The sequence below is a fragment of the uncultured Limimaricola sp. genome, from assembly GCF_964022235.1.
Classification (GTDB): domain Bacteria; phylum Pseudomonadota; class Alphaproteobacteria; order Rhodobacterales; family Rhodobacteraceae; genus Limimaricola.
In genome coordinates this window covers 1-22,672 of the sequence record NZ_CAXHZL010000016.1, presented here as the reverse complement: position 1 = coordinate 22,672, position 22,672 = coordinate 1, and the positions used below count along the sequence as shown (strand labels likewise).

Genomic DNA, 22,672 nt, shown 5'->3' with positions numbered 1-22,672 from the left:
CGCCTTACCCTTGCAACGTCTGCTCGAGCCAGTGCTCGAGCCAGTGGATGTTGTAGTCGCCCGAGAGAATGTTGGGTTCGCCCAAGAGCGCATGGTGCAGCGGCACCGTGGTGTCGACGCCGTCGACGATCAGCTCGCCCAAGGCACGGTTGAGACGCGCCAGTGCCTCCGCGCGATCCGAACCATGCACGATCAGCTTGGCGATCAAGCTGTCGTAATAGGGCGGGATCCGGTAGCCGTCGTAGAGTGCGCTGTCCATGCGCACGCCAAGACCGCCGGGGGCGTGGTACTGCGTGATCCGGCCCGGGCAGGGCGCGAAGTTCGGCAGCTTCTCGGCATTGATCCGCACCTCGATGGCATGGCCACGAATGTGCAGGTCTTCCTGAACGAACGACATCGGCAGGCCAGCGGCGACGCGGATCTGCTCGCGCACCAGATCGACACCGAAGATCGCCTCGGTCACCGGATGCTCCACCTGCAGACGGGTGTTCATCTCGATGAAATAGAACTCGTCGTTTTCGAACAGGAACTCGATCGTGCCCGCTCCGGAATAGCCGATCTTGGCCACGGCCTCGGCGCAGACCTTGCCGATGCGGTCGCGCAGTTCTTGCGTGATGCAGGGGCCGGGGGCCTCCTCGAGCACCTTCTGGTGACGCCGTTGCAGCGAGCAGTCGCGCTCGCCCAAGTGCACCGCACGGCCCTTGCCGTCACCGAAGACCTGAATCTCGATGTGGCGCGGCGTGGTGAGGTACTTCTCGATGTAGACCTCGTCGTTGCCGAAGGCGGCCTTGGATTCGGACCGCGCGGTCTGGAAAGCACGTTCGATCTCGGCCTCGGTCTTGGCGACCTTCATGCCGCGCCCGCCGCCACCGGCGGTAGCCTTGATGATCACCGGATAACCGATCTCGGCGGCGACCTTGCGAGCGGCCTCGACAGTCGGCACGCCGCCGTCCGAGCCGGGCACGCAAGGCACGCCAAGCGCCTTCATCGTGTCCTTGGCGGTGATCTTGTCGCCCATCATGCGAATGTGCTCGGCCGAGGGGCCGATGAAGGTCAGCCCATGGTCTTCGACTGCCTGCACGAAGGCGGCGTTTTCGGACAGGAAGCCGTAGCCGGGATGGATCGCCTGCGCGCCGGTGATCTCGCAAGCCGAGAGGATCGCGGGGAAGGACAGATAGGACTGCGACGAGGGCGGCGGCCCGATGCAGATCGCCTCATCGGCCATGCGCACGTGCATGGCGTCCGAATCGGCGGTCGAATGCACCGCGACGCTCTTGATGCCCATCTCGCGCGCGGCGCGCACGACCCTGAGCGCGATTTCGCCGCGATTGGCGATGAGGATCTTGTCGAACATGGGGCTCACTCGATGATCATCAGGGGCGCGCCGAACTCGACCGGGCTGCCATCCTCGACGAGGATGCGTTTGACCGTGCCAGAGCGGGGCGCGGGGATCTGGTTCATGGTCTTCATGGCCTCGATGATGAGGACGGTGTCGCCCTCCTTCACCTGCGCGCCGGGGGTCACGAAGGCGGGCGTGCCGGGCTCGGCCTGAAGGTAGGCGGTGCCGACCATGGGCGAGGTCACGGCACCGGGATGGCTCGCCGGATCGTCCGAAGCGGTCGCTGCTGCGGCGGGGGCGGCTGCGGCCATCGGGGCTGTGGGTGCTGCCGGTGCGGCCGAAGCCTGCGGCATGGCGATCTGCTGGACCACTTCGCGGGCGCGGCTGACGCGGACGTTCAGGCTGTCGTTCTCGCCATAGTCTCGCTTGACCTGAAGCTCGGTCAGATCATTTTGGTTCAACAGTTCCGCCAGCGCGCGGATGAAGCTGACGTCGCTGTCGTGGCTGGTCGTGTCGCTCATGTCTCTGGGCCCCTCGTATAGCGCCCGTCCGGGCAGCAGTTCCGGGGGCTTATACGCCGGTTCGCCGGACGAGGAAAGCAGGCCGCGACCGACCATCGCAGCGGCGCGGCGTCAATCGGTTGCAGGCGGTGGTTCGGTTTCGCTCGCAAGGCTCTGCGGGGCATTGTCTTGCACGGGTGCGCCCATCACGGCGTCGAGCCGTGCGACGTCGATCTCATCGCCCGGTTCGGGCACAGGCGGCGCAAGCGCGGCCTGTCGTTCGCGGGCGAGGTCGGCCTCGCGTCGTTCCTGCGCGCGTTCGCTGTCGGGGAGCATGGTAACGCCCCAAGGCTTGAGCGCTCGTTCGGGGGAGTAATCCTTTGCAGGATCGCCACTACCGAGCAGCGCTGCCTGAACGAGGCCCATGCGGGCCTGATCGGGCGGACGCGGCGCGATGACGGCCGGGGCCTCAGCGCGCGTGACGGGCGGCGCATCCGGCCGGGGGGCCGAGGCGGGCAGAGTTTCGGTTGGGACGCGTAAGTGGGCCGAGAGGGTCGGGCCGGGCAGAACCGGCATCGGTCTTAGGGATTCCATTCAAAGCTCCCGAATCAGGGGTCGCAATGGAATCGATCCTGGCAGGAAATTGTGAAGAAACTGCGAAGCGGTACCGGGGGAGGGCCAGCGTCACCGCTGCCCCTCCCTCCTGAAACCGTGATCAGCTTCGGTTCATGCGGTTGGCGATCAGATCGTCGACCACCTGCGGTTCGGCCAAAGTCGAGATGTCGCCGAGGCTGCCGTAGTCGTTCTCGGCAATCTTGCGCAGGATGCGGCGCATGATCTTTCCCGAGCGGGTCTTGGGCAGACCCGGCGCCCATTGGATGCAGTCGGGCTTGGCGATCGGCCCGATTTCCTGACGCACCCAGGTCTCAAGCTCCTTGCGCAGCTCGTCGGTGGCCTCAGCCCCCTCCATCAAGGTGACGTAGGCATAGATGCCCTGACCCTTGATCTCGTGGGGATAGCCGACCACGGCGGCTTCGGAGACGGCCTTGTGCGCCACGAGCGCGCTCTCGACCTCGGCCGTGCCCATGCGGTGGCCCGACACGTTGATCACGTCGTCGACGCGGCCGGTGATCCAGTAGTAGCCATCCGCGTCGCGGCGACAGCCGTCGCCTGAGAAGTAATAGCCCTTGTAGTCGGAGAAATAAGTCTTCTCGAAGCGGTCGTGATCGCCCCAGATGGTGCGCATCTGCCCCGGCCAGCTGTCGGCGATGGCAAGCACGCCCTCGGCTTCGGTCTCCTCGATCTCGACACCCGATTGCGGGTCGAGCACAACGGGTTTGACACCGAAGACTGGCAGGGTGGCCGAGCCGGGCTTGGTCGCGATGGCCCCGGGCAGCGAAGTGATCATGTGGCCACCGGTCTCGGTCTGCCACCAGGTGTCGACGATCGGCACCTTTCCCTTGCCGATGACGCGGTCGTACCACTCCCAAGCCTCGGGGTTGATCGGCTCGCCCACCGTGCCCAGCACCTTGAGCGATGACAGATCGCAGCCCGTAGCCCAACTCTCGCCCTTGCCCATCAGCGCGCGGATGGCGGTAGGGGCGGTGTAGAACTGGTTCACCTTGTGCTTTTCACAGACCTTCCAGAAGCGCGAGGCGTCGGGCCATGTCGGCACGCCCTCGAACATCAGCGTGGTGCCGCCATTGGCCAGCGGGCCATAGACGATGTAGCTGTGACCGGTGACCCAGCCGACATCCGCCGTGCACCAGTAGACGTCGCCGTCGTGGTAATCGAAGGTGAACTGGTGCGTCATCGCCGCAAAGGCAAGATAGCCCCCGGTGGTATGAACCACGCCCTTGGGCTGGCCGGTGGAGCCGGAGGTGTAGAGGATGAACAGCTCGTCCTCGGCTCCCATTTCCTCGCAGGGGCAGTCATCGGAGACGTCGCTCTGCATCTCGTGCAGCCAGTGATCGCGGCCCTCGACCATCTCGACCTTGCCGCCGGTGCGTCGCACCACGAGCATTTGCGTGCCTTCGGGACACTTGGCAAAGGCCTTGTCGGCGTTGGTCTTGAGCGGGGTGTTGCGGCCGCCGCGCGGTGCCTCGTCGGCGGTGATCACCACCTTGGCGTCGCAGCCGGTGACGCGCGACGACAGCGCGTCTGGCGAAAACCCCGCGAAGACCACCGAATGGATCGCGCCGATCCGGGCCGAGGCCAGCATCGCATAGGCGGCCTCGGGGATCATCGGCATGTAGATGACGACGCGGTCACCCTTCTGCACGCCCATCTTCTTGAGCACGTTGGCAAAGCGGCAGACCTCTGCGTGCAGTTGCCGGTAGCTGATGTGCTGTGCTTCGGTTTCGGAGTCATCCGGCTCCCAGATGATCGCGGTCTGATCGGCGCGCGTGGCGAGATGGCGGTCGATGCAGTTCGCCGCGACGTTGAGCGTGCCGTCCTCGAACCACTTGATCGAGACTTCGCCCAGCGTGAAGTTGGTGTCCTTGACCTTGGAGTAGGGCTTGATCCAGTCGAGGCGTTTGCCCTGTTCGGCCCAGAAGCCCTCGGGGTCCTGCATCGATTGCGCGTACATCCGGTCATATCCCGCCCGGTCGAAGTGGGCGCGGGCGACGGTGTCCTTGCTCGGCTCGTGAAGCTGCGGTGTCATGAGCTGATCCTTCATTCTCTCTCCCTCGTGCTCAGATCGCGAGATATCGCTGGCGCAACGCCTCGTCCTCGAGCACCTCCTGTGCCGATCCGTCATAGACGACCGAGCCCGTGTCAAGGATCACCGCCCGATCCGCGAGCTTGAGCGCGGCAACGGCGTTCTGCTCCACGATGATCGTGGTGATCCCCTGATCCCTAATCACGTTCAGGGTCTTAGCAATTTCCTGCACGATCACGGGAGCGAGACCTTCGTAGGGTTCGTCCAGCAGCAGCACCTTGATGTCGCGGGCCAGCGCGCGAGCGATGGCCAACATCTGCTGCTCGCCACCCGAGAGGGTGACGCCCTCTTGCTTGCGGCGCTCCTTGAGGCGCGGGAACAAACCGTAGATCCGCTCCAGCGACCAGCCCACGGGGGGCGCGATCTGCGCCAGTTGCAGGTTCTCCTCGACCGTGAGGCCGGGGATGATGCGCCGGTCTTCGGGGACCAGCGCAATGCCGTTGGAGGCCGCCTCATGCGCCTTCATCTTGTGCAGCGGCTTGTGGTCGAGCCAGATCTCGCCGTGCTTGAGCGCCGGGTCGTCGAGCCGGGCGATGGTGCGCAGGGTCGAGGTCTTGCCCGCGCCATTGCGGCCCAGAAGCGCCAGGATCTCGCCTTCGTGGATGTCGAAGCTGACGCCTTGGACGATGTAGCTTTCACCATAATAGGCTTGGATGTCCCAGACCGAGAGGAACTTGGGATGGGTCGCCGCGCTGTTGCGATCGCGGTCGTAGGTCGCTGTCTCTGCCATGTTCTCGCTCCCGCGTTCAGACTTGCGCTTCGCCCAAGTAGGCTTCGCGCACCTTGGGGTGACCCTTGATGTTCTCGGGCGTTTCCTCGACCAGCGGCGTGCCTTGAGCGAGCACGGTGATCCGCTCGGCCAGGGAGAACACGACGTGCATGTCGTGCTCGATGATTGCCATGGTGATGTCGCGCTTGGACTTGATCTCTTTCAGCAGGTCGATGGTGTTGTTGGTGTCGGCCCGCGCCATGCCCGCCGTCGGCTCGTCGAGCAGGAGCAGCTTGGGCTTCTGGACGAGGCACATCGCCATCTCCAGCCGCCGCTTGTCGCCGCGCGACAGGCTCGCTGCGGTCATGCCCCGCTTGTCGAGCATGTTGACGTCCGCGAGCATCTCCTCGGCCTGCTCGCGGATCTCGCGCTCTGCGCGTACCGTCTCATAGGCATGCAGCCGGAACGCGCCGTCGCGCCGCGCAAAGCAGGGGATCATCACGTTTTCCAGCACCGTGAGATCGGCGAAGATCTCGGGCGTCTGAAACACGCGGGAGATGCCCATCTGATTGATCTCGTGCGGCTTGCGGCCAAGCACAGACTGGCCGTCGAACATGACCGAGCCGGAGTCGGGGATCAGCTTGCCGACGAGGCAGTTGAGCAGGGTCGACTTGCCCGCCCCGTTGGGTCCGATGATGGCGTGGACGGTGTTCTCCTTGATGGAGAGGTTCACATCGCCCAGCGCCTGCAGGCCGCCGAAGCGCTTGTTGACGCCTTTGACTTCGAGAATGCCCATGGTGGCGCTCCTTATTCAGCGGCGGCGCGCTGGCGCGCGGCGTCGGATTCCACTTGATCGGCGTTCTTGTCGCGGCGGCGGAACAGACGTCCCGTCCGCTGCGCGCCCTCGACCAGACCACCGGGCAGGAAGATGACGACGAGCATGAACAGCAGACCCAGCGTCAGGTGCCAGCCCTTGCCGATGAAGGGGTGGATGATGGCGACGATGGCGTTCTCCAGCCCGTCGGGCATGAAGGCGAACCACTGGTGCAGGATGCCGTCGTTGATCTTCGAGAAGATGTTCTCGAAGTACTTGATGAAGCCTGCGCCGAGCACCGGCCCGATCAGCGTGCCCGCACCGCCGAGGATGGTCATAAGCACAACCTCGCCGGAGGCGGTCCACTGCATCCGGTCGGCGCCCGCAAGCGGGTCCATCGCCGCCAGAAGACCCCCCGCGAGACCGGCATACATGCCCGAGATCACAAAGGCCGCGAGGGTATAAGGGCGGGTGTTGAGACCGGTGTAGTTCATCCGCTGCTGGTTCGACTTCACCGCCCGCAGCATCATGCCGAAGGGCGAGCGGAAGATCCGCACCGAGATGTAGAAAGCCACGAGCATCAGCAGCGCGCAGAAGTAGTAGCCGACCGAGAAGTCCCAGGACCAGGGCCCCACGAAAAGCGTGGTGGAGTCGCGCATCTCGGCTCCGAAGAGCGAGGTGACCGGCAGGCCACCGGTGGAGGCGCCGTCGAGGATGCGCGGGTCCGACAGGGTGAGTTGCAAGCCGGTCTCGCCGTTGGTGATTGGGGTGAGCACCGAGTAGGCAAGGTTGTAGCTCATCTGCGCGAAGGCCAGCGTCAGGATCGAGAAGTAGATACCGGATCGCCGCAAGCTGACAAATCCGATCACGAGGGCGAAGACGCCCGCCATGAGGATCGACAGCAAAATGGCCGGGATCACGTTCATCGACAAAAGCTTGAACATCCACACGGCCGAGTAGGAGCCGATCCCGAGAAAGGCCGCGTGGCCAAAGGAGAGGTATCCGGTCAGGCCGAACAGGATGTTGAAGCCGATGGCGAAGATCCCGAAGATCACGAAGCGCTGCATCAGGTCGGGGTAACCCGCGTTGAACTGCGCCAGCGCCGATCCCGCCGGGAAGGGGTTGAGGATGATCGGGGCGAACAGCGTGATGACGGCCACCGCGATCAGGAGAAGGGTGTCTCTGCGCTCAAGTCCGAGCATGGCTTATTCCTCCATCACGCCACGGCGGCCCATCAGGCCCCGCGGACGGGTCAGCAGAATGACGATGGCGACAAGGTAGATGATGATCTGGTCGATGCCGGGCAGCAGCGATTTCACTTCGTTCATCGAGGCGAAACTCTGCAGGATGCCCAAGAGGAAGCCCGCGAGCACCGCGCCGGGCAGGCTTCCCATGCCGCCCACCACGACCACCACGAAGCTCAACACCAGAAAATCCATGCCCATGTGGTAGTTGGGGCTGAGGATCGGCGTGTACATGACGCCGGCAAGCCCCGCGACGGCGGCCGCTAGGCCGAACATCAGCGTGAAGCGCTTGTCGATGTCGATGCCCAAGAGACCCACGGTCTCTCGGTCGGCCATGCCGGCACGGACCACCATGCCGAAGGTGGTGAATTGCAAGAAGGCAAAGACACCGGCGATGATCGAGCCGGCGAAGAAGAAATAGACCAGCCGCCAGTAGGGGTAGATGATGGTGAACGGGTCAAAGCCGAACCAGGCGCCGATGTCGAGGCTGCCGCGGAACGCGCTGGGCGCGGGTGTCGGGATCGGGTTGGCCCCGTAGAAATACTTGATCACCTCCTGCAGCACGATGGCGAGGCCAAAGGTCACGAGGATTTGGTCGGCGTGGGGGCGCTTGTAGAAATGCTTGATCAGGCCGCGCTCCATCACGAAGCCGACCAGCACCATTACCGGGATCGCCAGAACGATCGCCAGCGGCACCGCCCAGTCGACGATGGCGGCGCCGATCTCGGGGCCGAACCAGTTCTCGACATAGGGCGTCTGCACCTTCAATGGGTTGCCGAGGAAGTCGGTCTTTTCGGGGTCGATGGTGGTGACGCTGATGGTCAGGATCTTCTGCAGCGTCACGGCGCAGAAGGCGCCGATCATGAACAGCGCGCCATGGGCGAAGTTCACCACGCCCAGCGTGCCGAAGATGAGGGTCAGGCCGAGCGCGATCAGCGCATAGGCTGATCCCTTGTCGAGCCCGTTCAGAATCTGGATGAAAATGGCGTCCATGGTCCCCGTCCATGTATGAGGATGCTCAAACCGCCCCCGGTCGCGCGCCGCTCACGGGCGCGCGTCGGGAGGGGCCGGCCGCGGGATGCGCGGCCGGCTGTCTCGGGAGTGGGCGTCAGGCGCCCGGGTTGCACTCGCCCAGCGCACCGCCCGCGAACATCGGGTGGTCAGGCGGGTAGGTGACCTGCTCGGTCGGCGTGACTTCGACGATCTCCACAAGGTGGAACTCATCCTGCGGGTTCTCGGCGCCCTTCACCACCACCACGTCCTTGAAGCACTGGTGGTCCTCGGCGCGGTACAGGGTCGGGCCGTTGCCCAGCCCGTCGAACTCGTAGCCCTCGAGCGCCTCGACCACGGCGCAGGGGTTGAAGTCGCCCGCCCGCGCCACCGCGTCGGCATAGAGCAGCGTTTGCACGTAACAGGTGTGCGCGGCTTGGCTCGGCGGGAAGCCATACTTCTCGCCGAAGCTCTTCACGAAGGCCTTGGTGCCGGCGTCGTCGAGCTTCCAGTCCCAGTTCTGCGAGCCGGGAATGCCCTTGATCGCCTGACCGGCGCCGCGCGCCATCAGTTCGGAGTAGAGCGGCACCACGATCTGGAAGTCCTTGCCGTTGGCCTGCCGGTCGCGCAGGCCGAACTGCACCGCCTGCGTCAGCGAGTTCACCATGTCCCCGCCGTAGTGGTTCAGCACGAGGATATCGGCGCCGGAGTTCAGCACCGGCGCGATATAGGACGAGAAATCCCCGGCGCCGAGCGGCGTGCGCACCTTCTCGGCAGTCTGCCAGCCCATAGCCTCGGTCGCCGCGGCGATCGATTCCTCCTGGGTCCAGCCCCAGGTGTAGTCGGCGGTCAGGTGGTAAGCCTTGCGATCGGTGCCGTAGAGACCCTGCAGCACAGGCGCCAGCGCCTGGGCTGACATGTAGGCGTTGAAGAAGTGCCTGAAGCCGTTGGCCTTGCGGTCCTTGCCCGTGGTGTCGTTGGAGTGGGTGAGACCGGCCATGAAGATCACGCCGGCTTCTTGGCACAGGCCCTGCACCGCGATCGCCGTGCCCGAGGAGGAGCCGCCGGTGATCATCACCGCGCCGTCCTTCTGGATCATCGACTGCGCCGTGGCGCGGGCGACGTCGGACTTGGTCTGGTCGTCGCCGGTGACGTACTCGACTTTCTTGCCAAGGATGCCGGTGCCGTCGAGCGCCTTCGACGAGAAGGTCTGCAGCATGCCGCCGTCGCCGCCGCCGTTGAGATGCTCGACCGCCAGCTCCAGCGCCCGCAACTCGTCGGCGCCCTCGTCGGCATAGGCGCCGGTCAGCGGCACGTTGAAGCCGAGCGTCACCGACGATCCGGTGGGATTGTTGGTGAAGGCCGATGCGCTGGAAGCGAAGATCGTCGGCATCGCCAGACCCGCGCCGCCCACCGCGCCGGTCTTCAAAAGGCCGCGCCGCGAGAAGTTCTGTCGTCTCATGTGGTCTCCTCCCTGATATTCCGGTCGATGCGCGCTGAACCTCCTCCGCCCGGCGCGCGCCGCCACACCCTTCGGTGCAAGGGCAGTATCGGGGCATCGGTGAAAATCGCGCAACAAGTGCTTGGACTGCGGCCAAATTACTGTAAATTTATCGACATGGTTGACCGTAAATCTGTAAACTCTTTATCTCGCATCTGCAGAAAGACCCGCGCGTCATGAGCGCGGAAGTGCCCGCAGGAAGCGCTCTCGCCGGGTCGCGGATCAGGGCAAGGCGGCTCGATGCGGGCGTGGCACAGGGCGAGCTTGCGCGACGCATCGGCGTCTCTCCCTCCTATCTGAACCTGATCGAACACAACCGCCGCCGCATCGGCGGCAAGCTTCTCAACGCCATCGCCCGGGCGCTCGACCTCGAACCTGCGCTTCTTGCCGAAGGCGCGGGGGGGGCGCTGGTGGCCCGGCTTGCGGCGGCGGCGGCGGCACAGCACCGCCCGGGGGCGGCGCCAGAGGAGTTCGCGGGGCGCTTTCCGGACTGGGCCGCGTTGGTCGATGCGCAGGCGCGGCGGATCGAGACGCTGGAAGGTCAGGTCTCGGCGCTGGGCGACCGGTTGGCGCACGACCCCGAGCTGTCGGCCTCGCTGCATCAGGTGATCACCGCCGCCACCGCGATCCGCTCTACCGCGTCGATCCTTGCCGGGGGCGAGACGCTTGATCGCGACTGGCAGGCCCGGTTTCACCGCAACATCCATGCCGAGAGCCTGCGGCTCGCCGAGAGCAGCCGCAGGCTCGCGGGCTATCTCGAAGCGCCGGGCGGCGATCCAGGCGGCGCGGCCCTGTCTCCGCAGGAGCAGGTTGAGCGTTTTTTCGAGGCAATGGGCCACCATCTGCCCGCGCTTGAGGGTGCGCGGCCCGCGATGCATCCGTCCGAAATCGCCGCAGGCGCGCCGGGGCTCGATGCCGCCGCCCAGACCTTGATGAAGCACCGGCTAGAGAGCTACCGCGCCGACGCCGCGGCGCTGCCGCTCGATGAGGTGGCAAAGGCTTGGCAGGACAGCGCGGAGCCGCTGGCGATGGCGGCGCGGCTGGGCCAGCCGCTGGAACGGGTGTTGCGCCGTCTCGCGGCGCTGCCCGCCGGGATCGGGCCGCCGCGCGCGGGCCTCGTGGTCTGCGACGCGGCGGGGGCGATCCTGCAGCGCCGCCCGCTTGACGGCCTCACGCTGCCGCGCGGTGGCGCGGCCTGTCCGCTCTGGCCGCTGTTCGAGGCGCTGACCCAGCCCGGACGACCACTGCGCGCGGTGGCGCGCCTGCCGGGCGAAAGCGCGGACAGCGTGCTGTGCTGCGCCATCGCCACGATCATACCGGGCGCGGACTGGGACGCGGCGCCTCGGATCGAGGCGGTGATGCTGATGATGCCGCAGGGCGCGGAGCCATCGGGCTTGCCCGAGCGTGCGGTCGGGCCGGGCTGTCGGCTGTGTCCACGTCGCGGCTGTCTGGCCCGGCGCGAACCATCGTTGCTGCCGCGCCTCGGAGAGGAGGCTTTGACAGCACCGGAGACCCCGGCGATAGTGACGCGGTGAAAGCGCGCGGTCCGGGGGAGGGCGGGGCGCGAGGGAGGGGCCGAGGATGGCCAGACGTGTCCTGCTGATCGAGGACGAGCCGAACATCATCGAGGCCGTGAGCTTCATCCTGTCGCGTGACGGCTGGACTGTGCACACCCATTCCGACGGGCTGAGCGCGGTCGAGCGGGTGCGCGCGCACCCGCCTGATCTGGTGATCCTCGACGCGATGCTGCCGGGCCGCTCGGGCTTTGACATTCTGCAGGAATTGCGCGGCGATCCGGCAACTCAGGCGCTGCCGGTGATGATGCTGACCGCGCGCGGTCAGGCGCGCGACCGCGATCTGGCAATGCGGCTGGGAGCCACGCATTTCATGACCAAACCCTTCTCGAACGCCGAGGTGCTCGACCGGGTGCGTGCCCTTGCCAATGGCTGATCCGTCGCGTCCGGGTACCCGACCCCCGGTCTTTCTCGCCCGGGCCTCCTACCGCCGTCGCAGACTGCATGACACGGCCCGTCTGGCGCCCTTGGCGGCGGCGTTTTTGTGGACCCTGCCACTGCTCTGGCCGCATGGCGAGACGCGGGTCTCGGCTGTGCTGGTCTATCTCTTTGGGACATGGGGCCTGAGCGTACTCGTCTCGGCGGCGCTCGCGCGTGCGCTGCGCCGGTCCGAGCGCGACCTAGATACGAGCGGCTAGGCCCGTGCTTGGTTTCAACGCTCTCGTCTCGATCGCGCTGGTTTACGGCGCTTTCCTGTTTGGTGTTGCCTTCGCCGCCGAGCGCCGCGCCGCTGGGGGGCGCGATGGTTGGCTGCGCAGCCCGTGGATCTATACGCTGTCGCTGTCGATCTATTGCACCGCTTGGACCTTCTACGGCGCGGTGGGCTATGCGGCGCGCTCGGGTCTGGAATACCTTACCATCTATCTCGGACCGAGCCTCGTGATGATTGGTTGGTGGTGGCTGTTGCGCAAGCTGGTGCGCATTGGCCGCGTTCAGCGGATCACCTCGATCGCCGACCTGATCTCTTCGCGCTTTGGCAAATCGGGCCTGCTGGGGGTGATCGTGACCCTGTTGGCGGTGGTCGGGGTCACGCCCTACATCGCGCTGCAACTGCAATCCATCGCCCAGTCGCTCGACGTCTTTGCGGCGCGGGGCGAGGGGGGCTGGACGGCGCAGGGCGGCGGTTCTGCGGCGCTGTGGTCGGCAGTGGGTCTGGCCCTCTTCACCATCCTGTTCGGCACCCGTAACCTCGATGCCAACGAGCGTCACCACGGCATCGTCATGGCGGTCGCGGTCGAGGCGGTGGTCAAGCTCGGGGCGCTGATCGCGGTGGGTGTCTATGTCGTCTGGGGCTTGGGCGGCGGCGCGTCAGAGATGCTGGCCCGGATCGACGCCTCGCCCATTGCCGCGTGGGAGCAATCGGGCGGGCGCTGGATCGGCTTCACCTTGCTGTCGGCCGGGGCCCTGTTGTGCCTGCCGCGCATGTTTCAGGTGCTGGTGGTCGAGAACGCCGACGAGAGCCATCTCGCCACCGCGAGCTGGGCCTTTCCCCTGTATCTCGCGCTCATGAGCCTCTTCGTGGTGCCGATCGCGGTGATGGGTCTGGAGATCCTGCCCGAAGGTGCCAACCCCGACATGTTCGTACTGACGGTGCCCCTGAGCCAAGGCCGCGACGGACTTGCGGTCTGGGCCTTTCTGGGGGGATTTTCATCCGCGGCCTCGATGGTGATGGTAGCGACGATCGCTCTGGCCACGATGATGTCGAACCATATCATCGTGCCGCTCTGGCTACGCTCGCGCACAGGCGGCGCGATGATGGCGGGCGACGTGCGCGCCATGGTGCTGACGGCGCGGCGGGTGTCGATCCTCGGCGTGCTGGGTCTGGGCTATCTCTATTTCCGGCTGTCCGGTGGCGGCACGGCGCTGGCTTCGATCGGGCTGGTGGCCTTCGTGGGTGTGGTACAGGTACTGCCCGCATTGATCGGTGGATTGTTCTGGCGCGGCGCGACGCGGGCCGGGGCGGCCACGGGGCTGCTCTTGGGCTTCGCGGTCTGGCTTTGGGCGATGTTCCTTCCCAGCGTCGGCGACGGAACGGCCATCCCGGCGGCGGTGATGCGGGCGGGGCCCTTTGGTCTCGATTTCCTGCGCCCGCAGGCCCTGTTCTGGACCGGCGGACTCGACCCGGTGCTGCACGCCGCGCTGTGGTCGCTGGCACTCAATGTCGCGGGCTTCGTGGGCGTGTCGCTGGCCAGCTTTCCCGGCCCGGTGGAGCGGCTTCAGGGCGCGCAGTTCGTCGGCGTCTTCGATCACTCCGAGGGGCCGGGAAGCTGGGCGCGCGGCGCCGCCGATGCCGAGCCGCTGCTGGTAATGGCCCAGCGCATCATCGGCGCGCCAGAGGCGCAGGCGATTTTTGCCAACCATGCCGCCCTGCAGGGCAAGGAGGGCCGCCTGCCGGATGTCACCCCCGATTTCATCCGCACGCTCGAGCGCGAACTGGCGGGCTCGGTCGGGGCGGCGACGGCGCATGCGATGATCGGCCAGATGACCGAAGGGGTCAGCGTCTCGGTCGAGGATCTGATCGCGGTGGCGGATGAGACCGCGCAGATCATGGAATACTCGAACCGGCTGGAGCAGAAGTCGGCCGAACTCGAGCGCACGGCGGCGGCCCTGCGCGAGGCCAACGCCAAGCTCACCGCTCTGTCGGTGCAAAAGGACGGATTTCTGAGCCAGATCAGCCATGAGCTGCGCACGCCGATGACCTCGATCCGCGCCTTTGCCGAGATCTTGCGCGAAGGCGGACTGGAGGGGGCCGAACAGGACCGCTTCGCGGCGATCATCGGCGACGAGGCGGGGCGGCTCACGCGACTGCTCGACGATCTGCTCGACCTGTCGGTGCTCGAAGCAGGGCAGGGGCTGCTCGACCTGCGGCCGACCGGGTTGGGGGGGGTGATCGACCGTGCGCTTGATGCGGCGCTGCCACTGCGCGACGGGCTGCGGCTGCGTCGCGACCCCGCGCTGGACGGGGTGCGAATCGTGACCGACCCTGACCGGCTGGCACAGGTCTTCATCAACCTGATCGCCAATGCCCGCAAATATTGCGACGCCGCCGAGCCCGAGTTGCGCATCGTCTGGAACCCCGCCGCCCATGCCGTCGATTTCATCGATAACGGCTCTGGCATCCCCCCCGATCAGGGACGGGTGATCTTCGAAAAATTTTCGCGGCTCAGCGACGCCGGCAAGGCCGGGGGCGCGGGGCTCGGTCTGGCGATCTGCCGCGAGATCATGACCCGTCTGGGCGGCGGCATCCGCTATCTTCCAGGGCAGGGCTGCGGCGTGTTCCGGGTTGAACTGCCGCAGGTGGCGGCTCCGTTAGGGATTGAGCAACCGGTGACAGGCTAGGTCTGGTGCACCGGCGGGCACGGCCCGGTCCGCCGTGACGGGACAGGATGACCGACATGACGATGGAGAGCGTGCTGCGCCGGTTGATCGGCGGCGCCGAAACGACGCAGGCGAGCCCTGCCGCGCCGGGTGGCGCCCTCGGGGGGGCCTTGGCCCGCGCGGCGCAGGAATCGGTCAACCTTCCGGTCCTGCCGCGCTCGGCGCGCCGCGAGACACGCGATCGCGAGGCCCTGATCGCCGAGCTTGAGCCGGATGCCCTGCTGATCGGGCTCGGGCATGGCGCACAGATCGCCGGACTAGCCGCGATCGAGCCGCAGCTGCGCTGCGCGGTCCTGGAGGTGCTGACGCTTGGCGCGCCGCGCGCTGCGCCAGCTGTGCCGGGGGCGATCACCGGCACCGGGGCCGCGATGATGGCCCCCCTGCTGCAACGGCTGCTCGATCGGTTGGACGCGCTGGATGACACAGCGCCCCCCGCTGCGCTGCGACCGGGGCTCAGGCTGGCCGACGCGCGGGCGGCGGGGCTGCTTTTGCCGGAGATCAGCTTCGCAATGTACCGCTTTTCGATGGAGATAGGGCCGGGCAGCGGCCGGGAGGGACAGCTGATGCTCGCGGTACCGCGGCCCGACGTTTCGGCGAAGGCGGCCCCCGCCGCCGACGCCTGGGCTTCTGCGCTGCGAGACACCGTGCTCCAGGCCCCGGCCGAGCTTGTGGCCGTGCTGCATCGCATGCGGTTGCCAGCACGTGAGATCGAGGCGTTCGAGCCCGGTCAGCGGCTGATGCTGCCGGGCGTGTCGCTCGGGGCCATCGATCTGGAGGATACGCAGGGCCGCACCGTGGCCACGGTGCGGCTGGGTCAGTTCGCGGGCCTGCGCGCGGTGCGCCTGTCGCGGCATGAGGTCGTGGCCGACATGTCGCCGGACCTGCCGCTTGAGATCCCCGCGCGCCCGGCTGGCAAAGCCTAGTCTTCGGGCGCGTCGTCCTCGCGCAGCGCCTCGAGCTGCGGGCGCAGACGTTCGAGATCGTAGCCCTGCTTGGCGGTGGCGGCGATGATCGCATCGGTCTCCATCCGCCCCACCTGACCCAGCGACCAGACGATCGACGAGCGCGTGCCGGACGCACAATAGGCCAGCACCGGCCCGTCGGAGCCGTCGAGCACCTGCATCTGGCGATCGACGATCTCGCGGTTCAACCCCTGATGCGTGACCGAATTGACCGCAAAGCGCAGCCCCGCCGCTTCGGCGGCGATGCGCAGCGTTTCGGCCTGCAATTCGACGGGGACTTCCTCGTCGGGGCGGTTGCACAAGACCGTGGTAAAGCCGGCCTCGGCGATGGCGGGAATGTCCTCCGGCTCGATCTGCGGGCTGACGGCGTAGTCGGGGCTGATGCGGCGAATGTCCATGCGGCCATGATTACCGCCTTGCTCGTGGCACGTCCAGACGCGTTGCGCGGGTGCCATCGCGGCGACCCATGGTTGCGCCGGGCCTTGCACATGAGCGGCGCGCCGCCGATCATGGCGAAAGCTAGGCAACATTCGGGGAGGACGGCGATGCAGGGGGGGACGGTCACGACGCGAATGATCGACGGCATCGCGCGGATCACGCTCGAATCGCGCCCGGGCAACGCGCTCGACGCCGCCACGCGCCGCGCACTCGACACGGCGCTGACCGAGCTTGAGGCCAATCTTCAAGGCGACGACGCGCCGCGCGGCGTGGTGCTCACCGGGGCGAACGCGGTGTTCTCCGTCGGGCTCGATTTGCGCGAACTGGACCTCGCGGGCGACCCCGCCGGCGCGGACCTCGGCGCGCTCTGCCGCCGGTTGGAGCGATTGCCGATCCCGGTGGTGGCGGCCTTGCCCGGAAGCGCGATCGGCGGGGGCGCGGAACTCGCACTTGCAGCGCATTACCGCCTGGCCGTGGGAGAGGCGCGCTTCGGCCTGCCGGATATCGTGCTTGGGCTGCCGCCGGGGGCGGGGGGTGGGCAACGCCTCGCGGCCTTGTGCGGCGCCGATGCCGCGCTCGATCTGTTGCTGCGCGGGCGTCCCGTCACGGCGCAGGTGGCGCGTGAGGTGGGTCTTCTCGATGGGATCGTGGAGTCCGATCTGCTCGGCTCGGCCCATGCGCTGGCGGCCCAGCTCGCGGCGGCAGGGATCCGACCCCGCCCGGTGGCGGGACGGCGCGAGCGGATGGAGGATGGAGCCGACTGGCTTGCCAAGGTGCGACAACGGCGAACGTCGGTTGCGCAGGCCCCGCTGCGCAGCGCCGCGCGGATCATCGACAGCATAGAGGCGGCTTTGCTGCTGCCTGCCGGGGCAGCGCTTCGGTTCGAGCGCACCGCGCATGCCGATGCGATTGCCGATCCGCAGTTCATGGCGCTGCGACACATCTATTTCGCGGAACGGCGGATCTCCGGGACGCTGCTCGAACGCGGGCAAAGTGGGACCGAGCCGACCGCGCTCGGGAGGGGCCTTCTGGCGGCGCTGACGCGCGGCAACGAGACGCTGAGCGGCGTCCGCAGGCTGGCCGCGATGGTGGCGCAGGGTGCGCGGCTTCTCGCGGCGGGCCGGGTGACCCGCAGCGCCGACATCGACGCGCTGGCGGTGCATGGTCTGGGCTGGTCGCGCCTGACGGGCGGGCCGTTCTACGAGGCCCGTCAGGAAGGGCTCGGCCCGCTCATCGAGCGGATGCAGTTCTGGGCCAAGGAAGATCCCGTCTTCGACGTGCCGCCCTTGCTACGGGCCGCGACCGAGACGGATGACGACATCGACGCCGCGCTTCGGCGGGGCCGCGCCGAAGCGGTCAGGACAGGATAAGACCCACCACCACCATCATCAGCCCCAGCATCGACAGCATCAGCGCGCCGATGTTGAGCGGCACGACCCGCGCAAGCCGCTCGCGCATCTGCGTATCGTCCAGACCGAGCCGCCGCAGCCGCATCACCGTGACGAGACTCCAGACGATGGCGACAAAGCCCGCCAGCGTGATCGCCGCGCCAATCCAGATGATGATATCCATGCCCGCACTCCCGCCTTTGCTGTCGCTTTTGCACTAAAGCCGGTGCCCCGGCGGCACAAGCCCGCCTCATGCCGGGCTCGATCCGCACCGGTGCTTGAAGCCCGCTCGGCCGAGCGCTAGGGAATGGGTCCGTTATCGGCCCATCAGGAGAAGCCCATGAGCGAGTCATCCGTCATCGACGTGCAAAGCAACGCGGCGGGCGAGGAGCTGCGCCAGTTCATCGAGCGCGTCGAGCATCTCGAAGCCGAGAAGAAGGACATCGCCGAAGGCATCAAGGAAGTGATGGCCGAGGCCAAGGGTCGTGGCTACGACACCAAGATCCTGCGCAAGGTGATCGCGCTGCGCAAGCGCGACGCCGATGACATCGCCGAGGAAGAAGCGGTGCTCGACATGTACAAGGCCGCTCTTGGGATGAGCTGACCCCGCGCCTCGCCGCTCAGGCGGCGAGGAAACGCACGCCTTCCATCTGCGCGATCCGATCCAGATCGGCTTCGTAGATCGCGGTCAGATCGGCCATCAACGCCGCGTCCCACCCCGGCAGGTCAACCTCGGTTTCGACCGCATCCGCGCGGGCGTATTTGTCGAGAAATGCCGAGACCACGCGCCGGGTCTGTTCGGGCGAGGCGGGGGGGTGTGTCTCGAGGTAGCTGCGCAGCCGCGCCGCGCCTTCGGGGTGCATGATCTCGTCGATGAGGTCATGCGCCCCCTCGATCGGCGCGTCGGGGCCAAGTGCAGCCAGCGCCCGCACCAGCTCAGGCCACAAAAGCACCGAATCCTCGTCGCACCAAACCGTCAGCCCTGCCTGCGGGGCTGCCTGTCGCAGCCGCGCCACCACGTCCGACCACAGGATCGAGCGCGGATCCAGACCCGCCATGAATTCATCAAAGCCGCGGCCACGGGTCTGCTCCCAGCAGGCGGGCACGAAGCTCGCCGGGTTGCGGATGCTCAGGAAAATCTCGATCTGATCTTCGGGAAACAGCGCCTGCAGCGAGCGCGCCTTGAAGGTCGCCATCTCGTGAAAGCACCCGGCTTCGCAGATTCGCGCCGGTGTGCAGATGAAGGCCGGGTTGCCCATGATCAGCCGCTCGGTGGTCTCGCCATGATCGAGGATCGCATCGATCAGCACGTCGCGGGTGCCGGGTTCGGGTGTCTCGCCTTGCAGGTGCTGGATCGTTTCGCGCAGCAGGCGGCGATAGCGCGCAGGGTTGGGCACACGGGTGCCTTGCCCGGCCAGGAGCGGCAGGTTCTTCGAGACCGATTTCAGCAAACGGTCGTCATCGGTGCAGTTCGCCCCGATGTGAAAGGCGATGTCCATGCGGCTTCGGTCCCTGTTCCGGTTCGGCGGCGGCCTTAGGTTCGATGCTGCCATCCCGACCGTATCGGCCCTAATATAATGAGTTATATGGACAGCGAAACCGCTTTGAGCTACCGCCGGTCCCATGTCCGAGCAAACCAGTCAGACAAGCATGGCGAAGAGCTTGAAGCCTCGTCTCGACCCGTGGTCCGCCGGCGCCGTGGCAATCGCGGCGCTGGTGTTGCTACCGGTGTTGTCGGTGGTCTGGTTCGCGCTCAACCCCGACGACAATATCTGGCCGCATCTTCTGTCGACGACGCTGCCGCGCTATCTCGGCAATACGGTGCTGCTGATGGTCTCGGTCGGCGCGATCACCGCCGCGGTGGGGGCAGGGGCGGCCTGGCTGGTGGTGATGTACCGCTTTCCGGGCCACCGCTGGCTGCAATGGGCGCTGTTGCTGCCGCTCGCGGTGCCTGCCTATGTGGGGGCTTATGCGCTGGTCGATTTCCTCGAATACGCAGGACCGGTCCAAACCATGCTGCGCGGGATCATGGGTTGGCAGGACGCGCGCGACTATGCCTTCCCGCAGATCCGGTCGCGCGGGGCGGCGATCCTCGTGCTCTCGGCGGCGCTTTATCCATATGTCTACCTGCTGGCCCGCGCGGCGCTGCGCGAACAATCCGGCGCGGGGTTCGAGGTGGCGCGGGCCTTGGGTGTCGGCCCCTGGGGCCGTTTTTTCCGCGTCGGCTTGCCGCTGATCCGGCCCGCGATCGCGGCGGGCGTCGCGGTGGTGATGATGGAGACGGTCAACGATTTCGGTGTCGTCGATTATTTCGCGGTGCAGACGCTGACCACCGGCATCTTCACCGTCTGGCTGCAGGCGGGCAACCTGGGCGGTGCAGCGCAGATCGCGACGCTGGTGCTGGCGATGATCGTGTTTCTGGTGACGCTCGAAAAGCTGAGCCGTCGCCGCTCGCGATTTTTCGGCTCGGCCCGGCAGCCGCGCCCCGTGACGCCGATGCGCCTGTCGGGCCGTCACGGGGTTCTGGCCGCGCTGGCCTGCCTGCTACCGTTCCTCGCGGGTTTCGTGCTGCCGGTCGCGGTGCTGACGAGCCACGCGCTCGACGCGCGTGAATGGGCGGCGCCGGGGCTGGTGAAGGCGCTGTATCACACGCTGACCACCGGTGGCGTGGCGGCTTTCATCACGGTGCTGGCGGGGCTGTTCATGGTCTATGGCACGCGCCTCTCGGGGCACCGCCTGCCGGTGCTTTTGCTGCCTGTCACGGCGATCGGCTATGCCGCCCCCGGCGCGGTCCTGGGCATCGGCATCCTGATCCCACTGGCCTTCTTCGATAATGCGCTGGCGGATGCGATCCTCGCCCTTACCGGGCGGGATCCGGGGCTAATCTTGACCGGGACGGCGGCGGCGCTGGTGCTGGCTTATTGCGTGCGATTCTTCGCCATCGCGCAGGGCACAGCCGATGCGGCGCTGGGCCGGGTTTCGCCGAGCCTGCCGATGGCGGCGCGCTCGCTCGGGCAGACGGCGGGCGGCACGCTGCGCCGGGTACACGTGCCGCTGATCCGCGCCAGCGTCGGCTCGGCATTGCTGCTGGTCTTCGTGGATTGCATGAAGGAGCTGCCCGCGACGCTGCTCCTGCGGCCCTTCGGCTATGACACGCTTGCGACGCGGGTTCATGCCAAGGCCAGCCTCGAGAACATCGCCGAGGCCGCACCGGCGGCGCTGATGATCACCGCCGTCGGCCTGATCGCGGTCGGCTTTCTGGCGCGCGCCAACCGCTGAGTGTCGGGAGATGATGGTGCCGGCTGAGGGACTCGAACCCCCGACCCCCTGATTACAAATCAGTCGGCCGAAACAGTTCGTGTCGCAATTTAAACTTTCCAACACATTGATTTAAATCAGAAATACCGGAGCTAGCGGCATCGGTATGACGACACAATAGCAAGGCTGCAAGCACTTGCAAGCGAGGGAAACAACTGTAGCTGCCGAACTGTCATGTCCGAGTATACGGCAACTAGTCAGTTGAGGAGTGTCCAGACATCGAGAGGAATGCGGTTGCTTTTCTCGTTTAGCGTGTACTAACTGTACTCTGGTCGGGCGCATCTAGGAGAGACATGTGCTAAATGCGATCTTGGGTGGAAAGGCCCCCCGCGCTGAGCTGTCGCGCGACCAAGCGCCGTCATGGCGCCACTTGATGCGGGAGAACGAAGACCTCGTAACCGCCACGCTCATAGAGAGACTGTCCTATCTGCCTGGGGCAATCGCCTGGACCATCCTGGCCAAGACCTATGAGGGGCAGTTGCCGGCCTTCCGGATGGCTAGCTTCGACAGCATCGAGTTCTGGCCCCGGTGGGACTACAGCGTGGATGATCGGAGCCATGTCGAACCAGACGCTTTCTTCCAGCTGACACTCGGAGATCCTGCCCAGCGCTGGCATGTGATCTTCGAAGCGAAACACCGCGCAGAGCAGTATGCTAAGCAGTGGCGCCTCGAACAGGATGCCTACCTGGCCAGGCCGGATGAGGAAGACGAAACACTACCTGACAGGATCGTCTTCATGGCGCTGGGCGGACTGCGGGGCAGCACGGGTGCCGCCGCCGCTCGCATGATCGGGCAACAGGTGAGCGATGAGAGGCAGCGCAGGGGCGGAGCGGCAGTAGAAATCCTGACCGTGGCAGCCGATTGGAGCGACATGGCTCAGGCTTTGGCAGAAGTCGAACCCCACGCCGAGCACGAAGCTCGCCTCATCTCCGACATGATCGAGGCTCTCGCAATCTTCGGTTATCGACACCTCACACTATCGGATGGGCTACTGCACGCTGGCCCTTTCGAAGACTGGCAGAGCAGCATGGACACCTTGGGATGGAGCAAAACGTCATGAAGACGGAGCGAGATTGGGATGAGGCGATCCGCGATGTGCGCGGCGCCTACAGGCTGGTGGCGCTTTACCAGCGTAGGATCCTTGACCTCCTGCGTCTGACCTCCGATGCGTTCGACAAGCATCAATTCGCCTACTGGAAGGCCGCGCATACGCATCCAGTTCCGAGGGGCGACAAAGACATCATCTCCCCAGGATACTGGGCCTGGGACTATATCCCATTGTGCGACTTCTCCATCCTGCTCGTACCTGAACGCACTGACGCGACGAGTATTCAGCCCGGCGAGACCATGGTCGAGATCAACGTAAGCATCGATAGCGAGTTCGAGGGCCCGGAGTATGAGGGGCGCAACAAGATCGAGCCGAACCCCATGAAATGGGATGCCCTCGAAGAGGCTACGGCCGGGATCCAGATGATCTTCTGGACCTATCAGGGTAGCAAGCCTCTAAAGGAAACGTGGAAGCAGGCATGGTTCAAAATCGAGATCGGCGACGCCCTTAAGGACGAAGAAGTAGCATCGCAGGTGAAGGAGTACGATGAGATGAGCTGCGCCTACATCGAGTGGCCGCTTACCGAGTTCATGGGAAGTGACGACCCACGACCCTTCGTCGAGCAGGCCAAGAACATGGTTGCTACCACACTAGCCGCCTATGTCTGAGGAACTCCTCGGATATATTGACTAGGTAGATGGGATGGTTGCCGCCCTCCCCCGACGGCATCGCAATGTGCCAAGGTCG

The 22,672-nt window shown here is 66.2% G+C and carries 22 protein-coding genes; 10 read left to right on the top strand and 12 right to left on the bottom strand.

Features of this window, described 5'->3' with window-relative positions:
• Window positions 1–4 precede the first annotated feature (4 nt).
• The 9 genes from accC to AADJ02_RS16615 form a co-directional block, all read right to left on the bottom strand.
• Complete coding sequence (gene accC / locus AADJ02_RS16655; protein ID WP_341214131.1) at window positions 5–1,354, bottom strand: acetyl-CoA carboxylase biotin carboxylase subunit; 1,350 nt, start codon at window positions 1,352–1,354, stop codon at window positions 5–7.
• A 5-nt stretch (window positions 1,355–1,359) separates the two neighbouring features.
• The gene (gene accB / locus AADJ02_RS16650; protein WP_341214130.1) at window positions 1,360–1,860 is read right to left on the bottom strand and encodes an acetyl-CoA carboxylase biotin carboxyl carrier protein; all 501 of its coding nucleotides are present in this window, start codon (window positions 1,858–1,860) and stop codon (window positions 1,360–1,362) included.
• 111 nt (window positions 1,861–1,971) lie between these two features.
• Complete coding sequence (locus AADJ02_RS16645; RefSeq protein WP_341214129.1) at window positions 1,972–2,433, bottom strand: hypothetical protein; 462 nt, start codon at window positions 2,431–2,433, stop codon at window positions 1,972–1,974.
• A 121-nt stretch (window positions 2,434–2,554) separates the two neighbouring features.
• Window positions 2,555–4,519, bottom strand: a complete 1,965-nt coding sequence (gene acs, locus AADJ02_RS16640; RefSeq protein WP_341214128.1) for an acetate--CoA ligase — start codon at window positions 4,517–4,519, stop codon at window positions 2,555–2,557.
• Window positions 4,520–4,535: 16 nt separating this feature from the next.
• Entirely contained in the window at window positions 4,536–5,291 is a 756-nt protein-coding gene (locus AADJ02_RS16635; protein WP_341214127.1) for an ABC transporter ATP-binding protein, read from the bottom strand.
• 16 nt (window positions 5,292–5,307) lie between these two features.
• Window positions 5,308–6,066 carry an ABC transporter ATP-binding protein gene (locus AADJ02_RS16630; RefSeq protein WP_341214126.1) on the bottom strand — a complete coding sequence of 253 codons (759 nt, stop codon included), beginning with the start codon at window positions 6,064–6,066 and terminating at the stop codon, window positions 5,308–5,310.
• Between the two features lie 11 nt (window positions 6,067–6,077).
• Window positions 6,078–7,286 (bottom strand): branched-chain amino acid ABC transporter permease, encoded by a 1,209-nt coding sequence (locus AADJ02_RS16625; protein WP_341214125.1) that lies wholly within the window; start codon window positions 7,284–7,286, stop codon window positions 6,078–6,080.
• A gap of 3 nt (window positions 7,287–7,289) precedes the next feature.
• Window positions 7,290–8,321 carry a branched-chain amino acid ABC transporter permease gene (locus AADJ02_RS16620; RefSeq protein ID WP_341214124.1) on the bottom strand — a complete coding sequence of 344 codons (1,032 nt, stop codon included), beginning with the start codon at window positions 8,319–8,321 and terminating at the stop codon, window positions 7,290–7,292.
• Window positions 8,322–8,436: 115 nt separating this feature from the next.
• The gene (locus AADJ02_RS16615; RefSeq protein ID WP_341214123.1) at window positions 8,437–9,780 is read right to left on the bottom strand and encodes a substrate-binding protein; all 1,344 of its coding nucleotides are present in this window, start codon (window positions 9,778–9,780) and stop codon (window positions 8,437–8,439) included.
• Window positions 9,781–9,995: 215 nt separating this feature from the next.
• Here AADJ02_RS16615 and AADJ02_RS16610 point away from each other — a divergent pair, with 215 nt between their 5' ends.
• Genes AADJ02_RS16610 through AADJ02_RS16590 form a run of 5 tightly spaced genes read left to right on the top strand, consistent with a single transcriptional unit; the run spans window position 9,996 to window position 15,694 of the window.
• Window positions 9,996–11,354 carry a short-chain fatty acyl-CoA regulator family protein gene (locus AADJ02_RS16610; RefSeq protein WP_341214122.1) on the top strand — a complete coding sequence of 453 codons (1,359 nt, stop codon included), beginning with the start codon at window positions 9,996–9,998 and terminating at the stop codon, window positions 11,352–11,354.
• A gap of 46 nt (window positions 11,355–11,400) precedes the next feature.
• Entirely contained in the window at window positions 11,401–11,769 is a 369-nt protein-coding gene (locus AADJ02_RS16605) for a response regulator (protein WP_341214121.1), read from the top strand.
• A complete protein-coding gene (locus tag AADJ02_RS16600) occupies window positions 11,762–12,031 on the top strand; it encodes a hypothetical protein (protein ID WP_341214120.1) in 270 nt (89 codons plus the stop codon). Before AADJ02_RS16605 ends, AADJ02_RS16600 begins: the two co-directional genes overlap by 8 nt.
• Window positions 12,032–12,035: 4 nt before the next feature.
• Window positions 12,036–14,732, top strand: a complete 2,697-nt coding sequence (locus tag AADJ02_RS16595) for an ATP-binding protein (protein ID WP_341214119.1) — start codon at window positions 12,036–12,038, stop codon at window positions 14,730–14,732.
• Between the two features lie 56 nt (window positions 14,733–14,788).
• A complete protein-coding gene (locus AADJ02_RS16590) occupies window positions 14,789–15,694 on the top strand; it encodes a hypothetical protein (RefSeq protein ID WP_341214118.1) in 906 nt (301 codons plus the stop codon).
• Here AADJ02_RS16590 and AADJ02_RS16585 read toward each other — a convergent pair.
• Complete coding sequence (locus AADJ02_RS16585; RefSeq protein WP_341214117.1) at window positions 15,691–16,131, bottom strand: TIGR01244 family sulfur transferase; 441 nt, start codon at window positions 16,129–16,131, stop codon at window positions 15,691–15,693. The two genes, AADJ02_RS16590 and AADJ02_RS16585, sit on opposite strands and share 4 nt — an antisense overlap.
• 147 nt (window positions 16,132–16,278) lie before the next feature.
• On the opposite strand from AADJ02_RS16585, the gene AADJ02_RS16580 reads away from it, so the two are divergent.
• Window positions 16,279–17,541 carry an enoyl-CoA hydratase/isomerase family protein gene (locus tag AADJ02_RS16580; protein WP_341214116.1) on the top strand — a complete coding sequence of 421 codons (1,263 nt, stop codon included), beginning with the start codon at window positions 16,279–16,281 and terminating at the stop codon, window positions 17,539–17,541.
• Here AADJ02_RS16580 and AADJ02_RS16575 read toward each other — a convergent pair.
• Entirely contained in the window at window positions 17,528–17,743 is a 216-nt protein-coding gene (locus AADJ02_RS16575; protein WP_341214115.1) for a hypothetical protein, read from the bottom strand. The genes AADJ02_RS16580 and AADJ02_RS16575 overlap by 14 nt on opposite strands.
• A 156-nt stretch (window positions 17,744–17,899) precedes the next feature.
• Here AADJ02_RS16575 and AADJ02_RS16570 point away from each other — a divergent pair, with 156 nt between their 5' ends.
• Window positions 17,900–18,163, top strand: a complete 264-nt coding sequence (locus AADJ02_RS16570) for a DUF2312 domain-containing protein (RefSeq protein WP_341214114.1) — start codon at window positions 17,900–17,902, stop codon at window positions 18,161–18,163.
• Between the two features lie 16 nt (window positions 18,164–18,179).
• On the opposite strand, the gene AADJ02_RS16565 is transcribed toward AADJ02_RS16570, so the two are convergent.
• On the bottom strand, window positions 18,180–19,058 hold the full coding sequence (locus tag AADJ02_RS16565; protein WP_341214113.1) for a hypothetical protein: 879 nt from the start codon (window positions 19,056–19,058) through the stop codon (window positions 18,180–18,182).
• Window positions 19,059–19,209: 151 nt separating this feature from the next.
• Here AADJ02_RS16565 and AADJ02_RS16560 point away from each other — a divergent pair, with 151 nt between their 5' ends.
• The 3 genes from AADJ02_RS16560 (at window position 19,210) to AADJ02_RS16550 (ending at window position 22,593) form a co-directional block, all read left to right on the top strand.
• Window positions 19,210–20,838: an iron ABC transporter permease gene (locus AADJ02_RS16560; protein WP_341214112.1), complete on the top strand. Its 1,629-nt coding sequence runs from the start codon at window positions 19,210–19,212 to the stop codon at window positions 20,836–20,838.
• A gap of 412 nt (window positions 20,839–21,250) precedes the next feature.
• Window positions 21,251–21,937 (top strand): hypothetical protein, encoded by a 687-nt coding sequence (locus AADJ02_RS16555; RefSeq protein ID WP_341214111.1) that lies wholly within the window; start codon window positions 21,251–21,253, stop codon window positions 21,935–21,937.
• Window positions 21,934–22,593, top strand: a complete 660-nt coding sequence (locus tag AADJ02_RS16550; protein ID WP_341214110.1) for a hypothetical protein — start codon at window positions 21,934–21,936, stop codon at window positions 22,591–22,593. The genes AADJ02_RS16555 and AADJ02_RS16550 overlap by 4 nt, the downstream gene beginning before the upstream one ends.
• The last annotated feature ends 79 nt before the right edge of the window (window positions 22,594–22,672 follow it).